This is a genomic window from Gaiella sp., from assembly GCF_035558935.1.
In the GTDB taxonomy this organism is placed as follows: domain Bacteria; phylum Actinomycetota; class Thermoleophilia; order Gaiellales; family Gaiellaceae; genus Gaiella.
In genome coordinates this window covers 17,019-31,507 of the sequence record NZ_DATMBZ010000167.1, presented here as the reverse complement: position 1 = coordinate 31,507, position 14,489 = coordinate 17,019, and the positions used below count along the sequence as shown (strand labels likewise).

15 protein-coding genes and 1 pseudogene are annotated in these 14,489 nt (G+C 71.3%); 9 read left to right on the top strand and 7 right to left on the bottom strand.

Translation table 11 applies throughout. The annotated features are described in order from the left end of the window. Window positions 1-781: pseudogene (locus VNM44_RS15865) on the top strand (carbohydrate ABC transporter substrate-binding protein); the annotation flags it as partial. Between the two features lie 94 nt (window positions 782-875). Then, window positions 876-1,043 carry a hypothetical protein gene (locus tag VNM44_RS15860; protein ID WP_325627057.1) on the top strand — a complete coding sequence of 56 codons (168 nt, stop codon included), beginning with the start codon at window positions 876-878 and terminating at the stop codon, window positions 1,041-1,043. 7 nt (window positions 1,044-1,050) lie between these two features. Here VNM44_RS15860 and VNM44_RS15855 read toward each other — a convergent pair whose 3' ends face one another. Together VNM44_RS15855 and VNM44_RS15850 are read right to left on the bottom strand one after the other, a co-directional pair. Further along, a complete protein-coding gene (locus VNM44_RS15855; RefSeq protein WP_325627055.1) occupies window positions 1,051-1,299 on the bottom strand; it encodes a hypothetical protein in 249 nt (82 codons plus the stop codon). A 22-nt stretch (window positions 1,300-1,321) separates the two neighbouring features. Continuing rightward, window positions 1,322-1,546: a DUF2188 domain-containing protein gene (locus VNM44_RS15850; protein WP_325627053.1), complete on the bottom strand. Its 225-nt coding sequence runs from the start codon at window positions 1,544-1,546 to the stop codon at window positions 1,322-1,324. 87 nt (window positions 1,547-1,633) lie between these two features. Between VNM44_RS15850 and VNM44_RS15845 the strand changes: the two genes are divergently transcribed. Both VNM44_RS15845 and VNM44_RS15840 read left to right on the top strand, forming a co-directional pair. Continuing rightward, on the top strand, window positions 1,634-2,062 hold the full coding sequence (locus tag VNM44_RS15845) for a YccF domain-containing protein (protein ID WP_325627051.1): 429 nt from the start codon (window positions 1,634-1,636) through the stop codon (window positions 2,060-2,062). A 53-nt stretch (window positions 2,063-2,115) separates the two neighbouring features. Further along, the gene (locus VNM44_RS15840) at window positions 2,116-4,206 is read left to right on the top strand and encodes a copper-translocating P-type ATPase (RefSeq protein ID WP_325627049.1); all 2,091 of its coding nucleotides are present in this window, start codon (window positions 2,116-2,118) and stop codon (window positions 4,204-4,206) included. Between the two features lie 19 nt (window positions 4,207-4,225). Here the strand turns inward: VNM44_RS15840 and VNM44_RS15835 are convergent, their stop codons facing one another. The 5 genes from VNM44_RS15835 to VNM44_RS15815 form a co-directional block, all read right to left on the bottom strand. Further along, complete coding sequence (locus VNM44_RS15835; protein WP_325627047.1) at window positions 4,226-5,017, bottom strand: cupin domain-containing protein; 792 nt, start codon at window positions 5,015-5,017, stop codon at window positions 4,226-4,228. A gap of 25 nt (window positions 5,018-5,042) precedes the next feature. After that, complete coding sequence (locus VNM44_RS15830) at window positions 5,043-6,155, bottom strand: Gfo/Idh/MocA family oxidoreductase (RefSeq protein ID WP_325627045.1); 1,113 nt, start codon at window positions 6,153-6,155, stop codon at window positions 5,043-5,045. A gap of 64 nt (window positions 6,156-6,219) precedes the next feature. Next, complete coding sequence (locus VNM44_RS15825) at window positions 6,220-7,221, bottom strand: hypothetical protein (protein ID WP_325627043.1); 1,002 nt, start codon at window positions 7,219-7,221, stop codon at window positions 6,220-6,222. A gap of 6 nt (window positions 7,222-7,227) precedes the next feature. Beyond that, the gene (locus VNM44_RS15820; RefSeq protein ID WP_325627041.1) at window positions 7,228-8,148 is read right to left on the bottom strand and encodes an acetamidase/formamidase family protein; all 921 of its coding nucleotides are present in this window, start codon (window positions 8,146-8,148) and stop codon (window positions 7,228-7,230) included. A 9-nt stretch (window positions 8,149-8,157) separates the two neighbouring features. Then, window positions 8,158-9,000: an ROK family protein gene (locus tag VNM44_RS15815; RefSeq protein WP_325627039.1), complete on the bottom strand. Its 843-nt coding sequence runs from the start codon at window positions 8,998-9,000 to the stop codon at window positions 8,158-8,160. 60 nt (window positions 9,001-9,060) lie between these two features. On the opposite strand from VNM44_RS15815, the gene VNM44_RS15810 reads away from it, so the two are divergent. The 5 genes from VNM44_RS15810 to VNM44_RS15790 are packed head-to-tail and all read left to right on the top strand — an operon-like array spanning window position 9,061 to window position 14,488. Beyond that, on the top strand, window positions 9,061-10,392 hold the full coding sequence (locus tag VNM44_RS15810; protein ID WP_325627037.1) for an extracellular solute-binding protein: 1,332 nt from the start codon (window positions 9,061-9,063) through the stop codon (window positions 10,390-10,392). A gap of 10 nt (window positions 10,393-10,402) precedes the next feature. Beyond that, a complete protein-coding gene (locus tag VNM44_RS15805) occupies window positions 10,403-11,365 on the top strand; it encodes a sugar ABC transporter permease (RefSeq protein WP_325627033.1) in 963 nt (320 codons plus the stop codon). After that, window positions 11,362-12,207 (top strand): carbohydrate ABC transporter permease, encoded by an 846-nt coding sequence (locus tag VNM44_RS15800; protein ID WP_325627031.1) that lies wholly within the window; start codon window positions 11,362-11,364, stop codon window positions 12,205-12,207. Before VNM44_RS15805 ends, VNM44_RS15800 begins: the two co-directional genes overlap by 4 nt. An 8-nt stretch (window positions 12,208-12,215) precedes the next feature. Beyond that, complete coding sequence (locus tag VNM44_RS15795) at window positions 12,216-13,517, top strand: hypothetical protein (protein WP_325627029.1); 1,302 nt, start codon at window positions 12,216-12,218, stop codon at window positions 13,515-13,517. Continuing rightward, a complete protein-coding gene (locus VNM44_RS15790) occupies window positions 13,514-14,488 on the top strand; it encodes an N-acetylglucosamine kinase (RefSeq protein WP_325627027.1) in 975 nt (324 codons plus the stop codon). The genes VNM44_RS15795 and VNM44_RS15790 overlap by 4 nt, the downstream gene beginning before the upstream one ends. The last annotated feature ends 1 nt before the right edge of the window (window position 14,489 follow it).

The window sequence follows — 14,489 nt, the reverse complement described above, 5'->3', positions numbered from 1 at the left end:
GGGCATGTCGAACGAGATCGACTCGAACATGCTCCTCACGTCGCTCCTCTACTGCTACGGCGGGTTCATCCAGAACGAGGAGAACCGCATCGTGATCGGGCAGGGGTCGAACCGCAGGGGCGCGATCCAGGCGCTCCAGGTGATGAAGGAGATCTACACGAGCGGCATGTCCGACGAGGTGTTCGCCTGGACCGCCGCGTCGAACAACCAGGCGTTCCTCGCCGGTCGCCTCTCGGTGGCGCTGAACGCGATCTCGATCGTCCGCTCCGCGGAGGACCAGGGAAACCAGGCGCTGTCGGACGACACGTGGCTGGCGTCGATCCCGCGCGGGCCCGCGATGCGCCTGGGCAACGAGCACGTGATGGGCGTGTACCTGATCTGGAAGTTCGCGAAGAACAAGGAGGCGGCCCAGAAGTACGTGGTCGACCAGCAGCTCAACTACCAGGATCACTTCGTGCGCAGCAAGTACTACAACTTCCCGCCCTGGACGAACTCGATCAAGGGCGGCTTCAAGGAGATCCGCAGGCTCACCGCGCAGGACCCGCACAAGCCGAAGGGCAAGTACTCGGTGCTGACCACCATCGCGGAGAAGTACACGACGAACCCGGGCCACCCGGGCAACTCGACGGCGGTGATGGACGAGATCTACAACACGTTCCTGATCCCGCAGATGTTCGCCACGGTGGCGCAGGGCAAGGCGACGCCGGCCGAGGCGGTGTCGGCCTTCGCCCAGAAGGCACAGTCGATCTACCGGAAGTGGCACAACCAGAAGCTCGTCTAGGCGGGCTCCGGTCGAGTGGTGCGAGGGCCCCGTTCGGGGCCCTCGCAGTGTCCGCTCGTGCAGGGTCCGTCCCTTCTTTCCGGTGTGCACCAGCGTGGCGGCCTCCTACCTCGGGCTCGTATCGCTCGCCTGGCCGGACGCGGCCGGTGGGCTCGGCCGGACCTGGTCGATCGCCGCGATCGTCTGGGGTGTCGCGCTGCTCGCCGCAGTGTTCTCAGTGGATCCCCGTCGCGCCACTCCGGCCGACAGGCTGACCGGCTGAGACCGCGTCAGCGGCCGACGAGGTGCTTCACGCGGTCGAGCCAGCTCACGTGACCGCGGCGTTGGTTCGGCGCGAGGCGCTCGGCCTCGACCTGCTGCTCCGTCGCCGCAAGCGCGGCTTCGAGCCCGGCGCGCTCGTCGTCGGGAGTGCCGCTCCACGAGAGCAGCGCTCGGAGCTGATCGGGGGCCAGCACGCCGCCTGGGCGCTGCCACGCGCGTAGGAGCTCCGCATGAGCCTGGTTCTCCGAGCCCGGCATCAACGAGTCGGCAGGCGCCGCCCTAGCCGCGCGTCGCCCGCGGATCTTTGCCGTACGTGTTCCGCTCGCGGATCTGGCCGTCGCGGCCGTGGACGAACAGCTCGCGCTTGTTGCGACGAGCGATCGCGCGTGCCGCCTCCCGGGCCTCCGCCTGCGTCCGGTGGGTCGACTTCGCGCGACCGTCTGCCGCAACCTCGACCCGCCAGCCGTCCTTGCTCGGAACGACGTGTACGTCACCTTTCGCCATGCCGCGCTCGTACCCGCCTCCGGGCGTCGCGTAACTCCGAACCGACGACGAGCCAGCGGCCGGTACGCTCGGCCGGGCGACCGAAGCGTGAAGACCCTGCTCAACGTCATCTGGCTCGTCCTCGCCGGGGTCTGGCTCGCGCTCGGGTACCTGCTCGCGGCAGTGCTGCTCGCGATCACGATCATCGGGTTACCGTTCGCCAAGCAGTCGCTCAAGCTCGCGCGGTACGCGCTGTGGCCGTTCGGCCGGGCGCTCGTGCAGAGCCCGACGCGGCACGAGACGCTGAGCGTGATCGGGAACGTTCTCTGGTTCGTCCTCGCGGGGTGGTGGCTCGCGCTCGGCCACATCGTCACGGGGGTGGCGCTCTGCCTGACGATCATCGGCATCCCGCTCGGGATTGCGGACTTCAAGATGGCCGGCGCCGCGCTCGTGCCGTTCGGCCGCACGATCGTTCCGGCACGCGAGCTGAACGCCGGCATGGTCGCCGCCGACTCGACCATCGCGTTTCCCGACTGAGCTCCGCCGCTCCGCGGATCAAAACGCATCACTGCCGTGCGATCCTGGGCCTGATGGCAACAGAGGACCACCCCGGTCACCACGGCGTCGAGGCGGCCGAGGGCCTGGGGCGAGAGCACGAGCGGGAGCACCCGGCCTCCGAGCACCAAGGGCACGGGCAGGCGCACGGGGGCGCCGGCCACGCGGGTCACGCGGACGTCTACAGGCGTCGCTTCTGGATCACCCTGATCCTCGCCGTTCCGGTCGTCGTGTACAGCGAGATGGTCCAGGACTGGTTCGGCTACACCGCGCCGGAGTTTCCGGGGGATGGCCTGGTCGCGCCGGTGCTCGGCACGGTCATCTACGTCTACGGGGGCTCCGTCTTCCTGACGGGTGCGTGGTCGGAGATTCGCCGACGCGCGCCGGGAATGATGCTGCTCGTCTCGCTGGCGATCACCGTCGCGTTCGCGGCGAGCGCAGCAACGTCGCTCGGGCTGTTCGACCTGGAGTTCTGGTGGGAGCTCTCCGCGCTCGTGGTGATCATGCTGCTCGGGCACTGGCAGGAGATGAAGGCGCTCGGGCAGGCGAGCGGCGCCGTGAGCGCGCTCGCGGAGCTGCTGCCCGACGAGGCGGAAAGGGTGCGCGACGGCGAGAGCGAGCGGATCCCGCTGACCGAGCTTCGAGTCGGCGACGTCGTGCTCGTGCGTCCCGGTGCCCGTGTGCCGGCCGACGGTGAGATCCTCGCCGGTCGCGCGGAGCTCGACGAGTCGATGATCACGGGCGAGTCGAGGCCGGTGGCGAAGGGCGAGGGCGACGACGTCACGGCCGGCACGGTGGCGACCGATTCCGCGATCCGCGTGCGTGTGACGGCCGTCGGCGAGGAGACGGCGCTCGCCGGGATCGAGCGGCTCGTCGCGGAGGCGCAGGCGTCGCGCTCCCGGACCCAGGCGCTCGCCGACCGCGCCGCCGCCCTCCTCTTCTACGTCGCGGTCGGCGCCGCGACCATTGCCTTCGTCGTCTGGGCGCTCTTGGACGACGTCGACTTCGGCGTGATCAGCGCCGTGAGCGTGCTCGTGATCTCGTGCCCGCACGCGCTCGGGCTCGCGATCCCACTCGTGATCTCGATCTCCACCTCGCTCGCTGCCCGCAACGGCATCCTCGTCAAGGACCGGCTCAGCCTGGAGCGCAGCCGTCTCGTCGACGTCGTGCTCTTCGACAAGACCGGAACGCTGACGCGCGGCGAGCACGTCGTCACCGGCGTCGCCGGCCGCGACCGTGACTCGGTCCTGGCCCAGGCGGCGGCGGTCGAATCGGAGAGCGAGCACCCGCTCGCCCGGGCGATCGTGAGCGCCGCCCGCGACCACGGCCCGATCCCCACGGCACGTGACTTCCGGGCGATGAGCGGGCGCGGCGTCGAGGCCTCGCTCGACGGCGCGCGTGTCGCGGTGGGCGGGCCAGGCCTGCTGCGCGAGCGCAGCCTCGACGTGCCCGGCGAGCTCGCGCGGGAGACGGGGCCGTGGGAGAGCCGCGGGGCGTCGGTGCTGTACGTCGTCCGGGACGGGACGGTTCTCGGCGCCTTCGCACTCGAGGATCGCGTGCGCCCCGAGGCGCGGGAGGCGGTCGAGCGCCTGCACGAGCTCGGGATCGGCGTCGCGCTGATCACCGGCGACGCCCGGCAGGTCGCCGATGCGGTCGCCGCCGACCTTGGGATCGACGAGGTCTTCGCCGAAGTGCTCCCGGAGGACAAGGAACGACACGTTCGCGAGCTGCAGGAACGCGGGCACAGGGTCGCGATGGTCGGCGACGGCGTCAACGACGCCCCCGCGCTCGCCCGCGCCGACGTCGGGATCGCGATCGGTGCGGGAACGGACGTTGCGATCGAGTCGGCGGGCGTGATCCTCGCCTCGGACGATCCCCGTGGCGTCGTCGGCGTCGTCACGCTCTCGCGCGCCAGCTACCGGAAGATGGTGCAGAACCTCGTCTGGGCGGCCGGCTACAACATCCTCGCGATCCCGCTCGCAGCCGGAGTGCTCGCGCCGTGGGGCATCACGCTCCCACCCGCCGTCGGGGCGCTCCTCATGAGCCTTTCGACGATCGTCGTCGCATTGAACGCGCAACTGCTCCGCAGGCTCGATCTGAGGCGCGGTCCGCGTCCGGCACGATGAAGCGCCTCGCGGCCGGAGCTCAGGCGGGCGGGGCGTAGCTCGGCGCGACGCCGAAGACGGCCTCCGCGACGCCCGCGTCGGTCGCGGCGTAGCGGTGCGTCACGCCCGCCGGGACGAGGAACGCGTCGCCCGGCTGGAGGGTCGCCTCGACCCCGGCCGCCTCGACGTGGAGCTCGCCGCCCCGGGCGTACAGGAGCTCCTCCCCGTCGTGCGACTCCTCCTGGCCCGACTGGCCGGCAGGAACCGTCAGCGTGCCGACCGTCAGATGCTCGGTCGAGACGAGGAGGCCGACGAGCACGCCGCGGTCGAGACGCCAGACGCTGTCCTCGCCGCGCAGGACGTGGAACGAGCCCCCGGGCGGCCGGGCATCCGCCAGCGCACCGACGACTCCGTCGACCGCATAGACGCTCTCCTCGAGGTACGGCCTCGTCTGCGCGTACGCGCCCGAGGTGCCCGTCGCCGGAGGCGGGGCGAAGTACTCGAGCACGCGTAGCGGCTCGTCGCCGTACGAGAAGCCGTGGTGCCAGGTGTCGCGCCGGAAGAAGACGCTCTCGCCCGTCTCGGCCCGAACGACCTCGCCCGTCTCCGGGTTCGCGAGCACGAGCGTCCCCTGGAGGACGTACAGGAGCTCGTCCGCGGCGAACACCGTCCGGAAGCTCTCCGAGTGGCGAAACGCGCCGCCCGGCGGAAGGCCGAAGACGATCGTGTGGATCAGCTGCGACGAGACGTAGATCCAGTCTTCGACGAAGCCCGCCTCCTCGTCACCCCACGTGTGGCGCACGGCGTCGGCCGCGCGGATGACCGTGGGCACCTCGAACGAAGGCCGGGGCGACGGCTTATAGCCCATCGTGGCTCCGCCGGTCGTGGACGAGGCGCTCGGCATCGAGCTTCGCGAACGAGTCGTCGTAGACGGGATCGGGGAAGTCGCTCTCGATCGTTCGGGCGACGCCGTCGCGGCCCGCCGCCTGCGCGGCGAGCATGATCTCGAGCGCGTGATAGGCGTGCTCCGGTCGCGTCACGGTCGGACGGCCCGCCTCGACGCAGTCGACGAGGTGCCGCAGCCCCTCGGTCCACTGCCAGTGCGGGTCGGCCTCCGGGAACACGTGCCAGGCACCGTCGGCGTTCCGCCAGAGCTCCCACCCCTCGGGCGCCCAGTCGTCGCCGAGCAGCTGGATCGTGCCCTCGCTGCCGTAGACCTCGATCGCCGGCGAGCGGTAGCGCTGGATTGTGAAACCGGTCGTGACGACGGCGAAGCGGGCATCGCCGAAGTCGAGCAGCACGTGCGCGTTGTCGTCGGCCTCGACACGCATGCTGCGGCCGTTCACCTCCCGCTCGGGGATCGCGACGCCGACCATCGCCGTCACCCGTCGCGCGGGGCCGAAGAGCGCGCAGAGGCTCGTGACGTTGTAGACACCGAGGTCGAAGAGCGACCCGCCGCCGGGCTCGTAGAACCACTCGTTCCACCACGGCCCGGCCCAGCCGTAGCGCGCACGCGCCGTCAGCAGGTCGCCGATCCGGCCGTCGCGGACCGCGCCGTGGACGGCGCGGAACGTCGGGCTCAGGAGGATGTGCGGCGCGCAGACGAGGAGCCCCGGCGCCGTGCGCGACAGCGCGAGCAGCTCCGCGGCCTCGTCGAGGGAGGTCGCCGGCGGCTTCTCGACGAGCACGTGCTTGCCGGCCTCGAGAGCCGCCTTGGCGAGCGGCCCGTGCTCGTTCATGCTCGTCAGCACGAGCACGAGGTCGACGTCGTCCCGGCCGATCACGTCCTCGGGCGCTGCGAGGTCGGGGTCGAGGTCGTAGCGCGCAGCGGCACCGCGCCGCTTGGCGTCGTCGACGTCGTAGACCGCACTCACGTGCACGCGCCCCGGCGCGCGCAGGCGCTCGATCATTCCCCGGTACGGCCCGGCGAAGACGCTTCCGCAGCCGATCACGCCGAGGCCGAGGCTCATAGCTGCTCCCGGCGCCGGCAAGGCCGGCACCTCCGCTCCCTGCAGCCTCCGTCGAGCCTACGGCTCACGTCGTGCCCCTCGCGACGCGGTAGTACGCATCCGTCCACGCCGGCCGGTCGACATCGAGCCCGCGCTCGAGGCCGATCCGCATGCTCAGCGCTGCGGCCGCCGGGAAGGTCGTGATCGCCGCAAGCAGCCGGTCGACGCCCTCGCCGCCCGGCGCCTGCAGAACCGTCGCGCCCTGTCCCGCGCAGATCTCCTCGGCCTCCGCGAGGAGCGGGTCGCCGGCGCCCGCCGGCAGGCTCAGCGCGAGCGTCCCGGGCCGGAGCGCCATCATCGCCGAGGTCGCTCCCTCCCGGGTCTCGACGCCCTCGGCGGGAATGCCCGCGACCTCCTTGAGCAGGAGCGCGGCCTCGAGCGCCGCCGCCCACCCGGGGCCGCTGCCGAACACGACGGCCGTCTCGGCCGGCACGTCCCCGATTTGGTCCGCCCACGCGCCCGCGCGGGCGACGATGCTCTCGAGCCCTTCCGGCAGGCTCCGGAGCCCTTCGCCGAGGGCGGCGTCGGATGTCACCTCCGCCCAGACGGCGAGGCCCGCGGCGACCGCCCCGCAGAACGCCTGCGTGTGGGTGACCGCCCGCTGGTGCTCGACGGTCACGAGCGCGCGGGCATCTGCGCGGGAGCCGAGCGTCGAGCCGGCGTCCGCGGTCACGGCGGCGAACGGCGTCGGCACGCCGGCGTCGACCGCCTCGACGAGGTCGCGGAACTCGCCGGAGGACGAGACGGCGAGGAAGAGGTCTCCCTCCCGCCAGGCGAAGGCGCCGCGCGCGAGAAGGCCGCTCGGCACCGCGACGACCTCCGGGCCCTCGGACGACTCGAGCGACGCGAGCCAGAGCGCAACCGCGACGTAGTACGCGGCGCCGTTCCCGCTCGCGACGACACGCCGGACGCGGTCGGAGCCGACCACCGCCGCAACGTCGTCGACGCCGTCGCGGGCGTCGAGCGTCGCGGCGAGGGACGAGGGCAGCTCACTCACGTCCTGCCAGAGCCCGGTCTCGCGCTGCATCGCGGCTCAGGCGAAGACGGCGAGCGGCATCGTCATGCCGACGTTCCACACGCCGGCATCGACGATCTCGTGGATGTGCAGGTCGCCGGCGAGGCTGCAGAGCACGTAGGCGTCTTCGCGGGAGAGCCCCCGCTCCTCGACGAGCCAGGCGATCATGTTCCGGACGGCGGTGCGGGCACCCTCCATCAGGTCGGCGTCGATGCCCATGGTCCCGTGGTACGCGCCGGACGGGCCGACCCGCCCGGGGACGCGGTACGAAGGGCCGGGGATCGACCGGTCGTGCACGACGAAGCGCAGCGTCGCCTCCATCGCGCACTCGACCGCACTCACGCAGATCTCGCCGTCGCCCTGCACCGCATGGGCGTCGCCGCAGGAGTAGAGGCCGCCGTCGCACCAGACCGGGAGCCAGAGCTGCGAGCCGACCACGAGGTGGCGCGTGTCGATGTTGCCGCCGCCCCGGTGCGGTGGGAACACGTCGACCGGCCCCGGAGGCTCGTCGGGCGTGACGCCCATCGTCCCGAGGAACGGCTCGAGCGGCACCTCGACACCCTCGGCGACGTGTGCCGTCATCCGGTTTCGCAGGTCGAAGATCTTGAGGTACGGATCGGGGAAGTCGTCGGGGAGGAGGCCGGCCCCGGGGATGAAAGCGGTCCAGCCCCAGGTACCGGGCGTGAGGGAGATCACCTCGACCTCGAGCGTCGTCCCGGGCCGGGCGCCCTCGACATGGATCGGCCCGGCGAGGTTGTAGATCGTCTCGAAGTCCCAGACGACGGTCGCCGCGGTCGAGCTCTCCGTCACCTGACCGTCCCCCGTGATCGGGAGGTCGAAGTGGACGACGTCCCCCGAGGCGATCCGGAGGACGGGCTCGCGGCCCGAGTCCCAGTCGTGGTGGACCCTGCTCGCGTCGAGCTGGTGCTCGGTACTCACGCCGCCACTCTACGACCCGCGCACGGCTGCGGACAGGGCCGCCCCGATCAGGCCGCCGGCGGGGCCGAGGCTGGACGGGACGACGGCGAGCGGCGGCGTGCGCGGGTACTCCTGGAGCGAGCGGCACGCCCGAGCGACGCGCTCGCAGTACGCCGGAGCGGAGCCCAGGCCGCCCCCGAGGACGACGAGCGCCGGGTCGAGCGCGTTGACGAGCACCGCGAGGACCCGCCCGAGCTCGGAGGCGGCCCGTTCGACGAGCTCCGTGCGCGCGGGGTCGGCCAGCACCTCCTCGGCGTGCCCGACCCCGGCTGCCCGCGCGAGCGCCGGACCGGCGGCCACCCGCTCGACGGGAGGTGCCCCGAGCACGAGCGCCTCGCCGCGCGCGCCCCGGTAGGGCACGCCGTCGACGACGAGGCACGCGCTCGCGCCCGTGCCGACGATCGCGAAGAGGAAAGGCGAGACGCCCGCTCCGGCACCGAAGCGCGCCTCGGCGAGAGCGGCCGCGCGAACGTCGGCTTCGAGCGTCACGGCCGCGCCGCCGAACGCACCGGCGACGTCGAGCATGCGCCAGTCGACCGTGTCGCCGCTCGCGGGACGCCCTTCGAGGTCGACGAGCTCGCAGAGACCGATCCCGACGGGCAGCTCGCCGCCCGCCACTTCCGCCGCGAGCGCGGCGCAGTCGGCGAGCACGGCCGGGCCGCCACGCTCCTTCCGCGTCGCGACGAGTCGCCGCTCGAGCACGTCGCCGGTGGCGGTGTCGACGACGCCGGCGGCGATCTTGGTGCCGCCGACGTCGATGCCGACGACGTGGCCCGAGGCGGGGCGCCGCGGGTTTCGGTCCGCCGCTGGCATCGCTTTATAGTCTCCTATCCGCCGCCGGGGCGGCGACCCAAGCCCGAGGGAGGGAATCTTGTGAAAAGGCGCCTGCTGGCAGTGCTCGTCGTCCTCGCCTGCACGCTGCTCGCCGCGACGGCCGGCGCGTACGCGGGCAAGGAGGCGACGACCACGCTGACGATGTGGTCCTACGACAACCAGGACCCGGGTCTCGAGCCCGTGCTCAAGCAGCTCTCGAAGGAGTTCGAGAAGAGCCACCCGGGCGTGAAGATCAACCTCGTCTTCAAGTCGTTCAACGACCTCGTCGGCACCGTGCCCCGGGCGCTCGCCTCCGGCAGCGGGCCCGACGTGACGGAGGGCAACCAGGGCTACCAGACCGACGCGCAGCTCGTGAAGGCGAAGCTGATCCTGCCCCTCACGAAGTACGTGAAGAAGTACGGCTGGGACAAGCTCTACGCACCGTCCACGTGGGGCATGTTCCGCTGGACGCCCGACGGCAAGCAGTTCGGCAAGGGCCCGGTGTGGGGGATCGCGCAGACCGGGCAGAACATCGTCGCGTTCATGAACAGAAAGAAGCTGGTCGCGGCGGGCGTCAATCCGAACAAGCTGCCGACGACGTTCGCGGGCTTCGAGCGCATGCTCGCGCAGCTGCGCGCCAAGCTGCCCGACGACGACCCCGTGATCTTCGCGGGGAACAAGGAGGGCTACGGCTTCATCCACCTGTTCGGCGGCATCTGGGGCGCGCACGTCAAGGCCCAGAGCGTCCGCAACTGGATCTACCACGTGCCCGGCTCGCGCTACGACACGCCGGGGACGGTCAAGGCCCTCGGTCGCCTGCAGGCCTGGGGAAAGGCCGGCTACTTCAACGACGACTTCAATGCCGTCGGCAACGACGCCTCCGCAGGCGAGTTCGCGAAGGGCAAGGGCGCGATGTGGATCGGCGGCGACTGGGACTCGACGATCATCCGCGAGGGGCTCGGCGCGAAGAACGTCGTCGTGATGCCGGTCCCGCCGGGGCCGAGCGGCGTGTGGACGTCGATCGGCGGCCTCTCCGGCCCGTGGCACATCTCCGCGAAGACGAAGTACCCGGACCTCGGCGCCGAGTGGCTGAACTACGTGATCACCTCGCCGCGCGCGAAGGCGCTCATGTACGCGAACCAGCAGATCCCGTCCGACCGGCGCGCCAAGGCGCCGAAGGGCGACCCGTATCTCGCCCAGGTGACGAAGGCCTTCCAGCTCGTGGCGAACGACGACGGCCTGCTGCTGTACACCGACTGGGCCTCCCCGTCGATGTACACGACGCTGCAGAACCAGTTCCAGCTGCTCCTCGCCGGGCGCCAGACGCCGGCGGGCATGGCGAAGGCCGTCCAGGACGACTGGACCAAGTTCGACAAGACACTCGGCAGCTGATCGACCACGCGTGGCGGATGAGGATCTCGCAGACGCGGCGCGCCCGGACCCCGTAGCACCGGGCGCGTCGCGGAGGCGGCGCCGGCGGGGAGCGGGTCGCGCGCCGGGCGACCCGCGCAACGTCGGCTGGCTCTACGTCCTCCCCGGGCTCGCGTTCTACGTCCTCTTCACCCTCGCCCCGCTCCTCCACACCGTCTACTACTCCCTCTTCGACTGGGACGGCCTGACGGAGAAGACGTGGGTCGGCCTCGCGAACTACAGCGAGGCCCTCCGGGACGGCGTCCTGCGCGACGCCTTCCTCCACTCGGGGATCCTGATCGTGTACTACGCGGTCCTGCCCGTGATCATCGGGCTGATGCTGACTGCGGCGTTGACGCGGTCGGCGATCCGCGGCTTCCGCTTCTTCAGGACGACGCTGTTCCTGCCGCAGCTCATCGCCGGCGTCGTGATCGCGCAGGCGTGGATCTGGATCTACGCGACCGACGGGCCGTTGAACCGGTTCCTCGAGCTGATCGGGCTGGGGTCGCTGACACGGCCCTGGCTGGGTGACTTCACGTGGGCGCTTCCTTCGATCGGCGCAATCGGGAGCTGGGTCACGTTCGGGCTCTGCATGGTGCTCTTCATCGCCGGCGTGCAGAAGATCCCGACGTCGCTCTACGACGCGGCGCGGGTCGACGGCGCGGGAGCGGTGCGCGAGTTCTTCGCGGTGACCCTCCCCGGCCTCCACAACGAGATTCTCGTCGCGTTCGTGCTGACGACGATCAACGCGCTCCGCAACTTCGACGTCGTCTACAACACGACGGCCGGCGGCCCCGGGGGCGAGACGATGGTCCCCTCGATGTACATGTACCAGAACGCGTTTCTGTACAACCGCGTCGGCTACGCGGCCGCGATCGCGACGGTGCTCGCGATCGCGATCTTCATTCTCGCTGCGATCGTGCTGCGGGTCGGCGACCGGAGTGAGCGCACGTGACGTTCGGGCGTCTCGACCGCGCCGGCACGTACCTCGTGCTGTGCACGTTCGCGCTGATCGCGATCTATCCCATCCTGTCGATCCTCTTCCTGGCGCTCCACCGCAAGGAGGACCTCGTCACCGGGTTCGCGTTCCCGACGCGGATCGACCTCTCGAGCTTCGAGGCCGCGTGGACGGAGGGCAACTTCGCGACCGGCTTCAAGTCGAGCTTCATCGTCGCCGCGACGGTCACCGCCGTGTCCGCCGTGCTCTCGATCGGCACCGGCTACGCGTTCGGGACGATGCGCTTCACCGGTGACCGCATCGTGTTCCCGATCATCCTGCTCGGGATCATCTTCCCGTACGAGGCGACGGTGATCCCGCTCTACTACGACTTCTCCGACGTCCCGCTCCTCCACTGGCACCTGCTCAACACCTACTGGGCGCTCATCCTCCCGCAGATCGGGCAGTCGGTGGCCTTCGGCACGTTCTGGATGCGTGCGTTCTTCCGGTCGACGCCGCGCTCGCTGATCGAGGCCGCCCGCATCGACGGGGCGACGTCGTTCGGCGTGCTGGGACGCGTGCTGCTGCCGCAGGCGATGCCGGCGGTGCTCACGATGTCGGTGCTCGTCTTCACGTACACGTGGAACGAGTTCCTGCTCGCGCTCGTGCTCGTCTCCGGGAGCGAGTCGCACCAGACGGCGCCGCTCGGCTTGAGCTTCTTCGCGGGCGCCTCGCGGGCGGGCGACCCGACCAAGGTCGCGGCGGCAGCGGTGCTCGTCGCGCTGCCGATCCTCGTCGTGTATCTCTTTCTCCAGCGGCACTTCGTGCGTGGAATGCTCGCCGGGGCGCTCAAGGAGTGATCTGAGTCATGGCACGAATCAAGCTCGTCTACCTCGGCGGCGGCTCCACCAGGGCTGCGGGGACCATGGCGTCGTTCATGGCGAACGGGGCCGACTTCGACGGCTCGGAGGTCGTCCTCGTCGACCTCGACCCTGATCGGCTGGCACTGATCCGCACCCTGGCCGAGAAGATGGCGCGAGCCCGCGGCCTCGACATCGCGGTGACGGCGACGACCGACCGCCGCGCGGCGCTCGACGGCTGCGACGCCGTGCTCTCGTCGTTCCGGCCCGGCGGGTTCGCGGCGCGCGTGCACGACGAGCGGATCCCGCTCGAGCACGGACTGATCGGCCAGGAGACGCAGGGGGCCGGGGGCTTCTTCATGGCGCTCCGGGCGATCGCGGTGCTGAAGGACGTGTGCGCCGAGATCGAGGAGCTCTGCCCGAACGCCTGGATCTTCAACTACACGAACCCGGTCAACATCGTGGCCGAGGCGATCACGCACCACTCGGCGGTGAAGGTCGTCTCGCTCTGCGAGGGACCCATCTACTTCTCCGACGAGATCGCCAGGGCCGCCGGTCTCGACCCCGAGCGCCTCCACGTGACGATGGTCGGCCTGAACCACGCCTGTTGGGGGGTCGAGCACGACTACGACGGGCAGGATGCGCTTCCCCTCCTCGAGGAGGCGTGGGAACGACGGCGTGACGACACGGCGCTCGGCCCGGTCGGCCGGCGCCAGCTCCAGCTCGCGGTCGCGATGGGCGCCGTGCCGGCCGACTACTTCCAGTACTACTACTTCACCGACGACGTCCTTGCCGAGCTCCGGGCGAAGCCGACGACGCGGGCCGAGGACATCCTCTCCTGGTCGCCGGACTACTGGCGCCACTACGAGGAGCAGGCGCAGACGGACGACCCGCAGCTCGACCCCGGCCGCTCACGGGGCGGGATCCACGAGCTCGAGCTCGCGATCGACGTAATGGACGCGATCTTCAACGACAAGGACGAGACCCACCCTGTGAACATGCCGAACGCGGGCGGCGCGCTCCCCGGCTTCCCCGAGGACCTCGTCGTCGAGGTGCTCGGCCGCTGCCACGGCGGGGGCATCGACGTGATCCCGGCGAAACCGCTGCCGCGGCACGTCCGAGGCCTCGTCGAGATGCTCGGCGAATACCAGGCGCTCGCCGCGGAGACGGCGTGGAGCGGCACGCGGGCCGACGGCATCCGGGCGCTCAGCGCCAACCCGCTCGTCCGCCAGGTCGAGGTCGCCGAGCGTGTCTACGACGCGCTCGCGGCCGCGCACCGCGGCCATCTGCCCGAACGGCTGGTCGCGTGAGCCGGCTCCTCCTCGGCGTCGACGGCGGCAACACGAAGACCGTGGCGGTCGTCGTCTCGGACGAGGGCGCCATCCTCGGGTCGGGGCGGCAGGGCTGCGGGGACATCCACAACGCGATGGGCCCCGAGACCGCCGTCCAGCAGATCGTCGGAGCGGCCGCGAGTGCGCTCGCTGCGGCCGGCGTCGATGCCTCGGATCTCGCCGCGGCCGTGTTCAGCCTCGCAGGCGCGGACTGGCCCGAGGACTTCGCCTACCTGCGCGCCGAGCTGCAGCGGAGGCTGGCGCTGCCCGACGAGCCGGAGGTCGTGAACGACGCCGTGGGCGGGCTCCGGAGCGGCAGCGACGACATGGTCGGAGTCGCGGTCGTGATCGGGACCTACGCAGCCGTCGCAGGCCGGAACGAGAACGGCGACCTCTTCCATCTCGGGTTCTGGCCCGACTCGACGGGCGCCCACGCGCTCGGGTCGCAGGGCCTCGCCTCGATCTGGCGGCACATGCTCGGCCTCGGTCCCGAGACGTCGCTCGTCGCCCGCGCGCTCGAGCGCTTCGGAGCCGCCGACGCCGAGCAGCTGCTCCACGTCCTGACGCGGATCGATGCGCCGGAGGAGGGCTCGCAGGCGGCGCGGTTCGCGGACGCGGTGCTCGACGAGGCCGAGGCCGGCGACCGCGTCGCGCGGACGATCGTCCAGACGGTCGCGGGCCGCATGGGCGACTACGCCCGCGTCTGTGCGAATCGCACGGGACAGCTCGGGACGCCGTTTCCGCTCGTCCTCTGCGGCAGCGTGCTCCGCCACCCGTCCCCGCTCCTGCGCTCGGTACTGCTCTCGCGCATCCCGGACGGGCAACCGGTCTATCCGGACGTCGAGCCGGTGGCCGGTGCCGTGCTCCTCGCCGCGGACCGCATCGGGGCACGACCCGACCTCACGCACCTGCACACGCCGCTCGCCGCCTCGCCCGAGACGGGGGGCTGAC

Excerpts from the sequence above, each read along its gene's own strand:
- VNM44_RS15855 (WP_325627055.1), bottom strand. The coding sequence starts at position 1,299 with ATGCCGGGCTCGGAGAACCAGGCTCATGCGGAGCTCCTACGCGCGTGG.
- VNM44_RS15850 (WP_325627053.1), bottom strand. The coding sequence starts at position 1,546 with ATGGCGAAAGGTGACGTACACGTCGTTCCGAGCAAGGACGGCTGGCGG.
- VNM44_RS15840 (WP_325627049.1), top strand. The coding sequence starts at position 2,116 with ATGGCAACAGAGGACCACCCCGGTCACCACGGCGTCGAGGCGGCCGAG.
- VNM44_RS15830 (WP_325627045.1), bottom strand. The coding sequence starts at position 6,155 with ATGAGCCTCGGCCTCGGCGTGATCGGCTGCGGAAGCGTCTTCGCCGGG.
- VNM44_RS15825 (WP_325627043.1), bottom strand. The coding sequence starts at position 7,221 with ATGCAGCGCGAGACCGGGCTCTGGCAGGACGTGAGTGAGCTGCCCTCG.
- VNM44_RS15815 (WP_325627039.1), bottom strand. The coding sequence starts at position 9,000 with ATGCCAGCGGCGGACCGAAACCCGCGGCGCCCCGCCTCGGGCCACGTC.
- VNM44_RS15795 (WP_325627029.1), top strand. The coding sequence starts at position 12,216 with ATGGCACGAATCAAGCTCGTCTACCTCGGCGGCGGCTCCACCAGGGCT.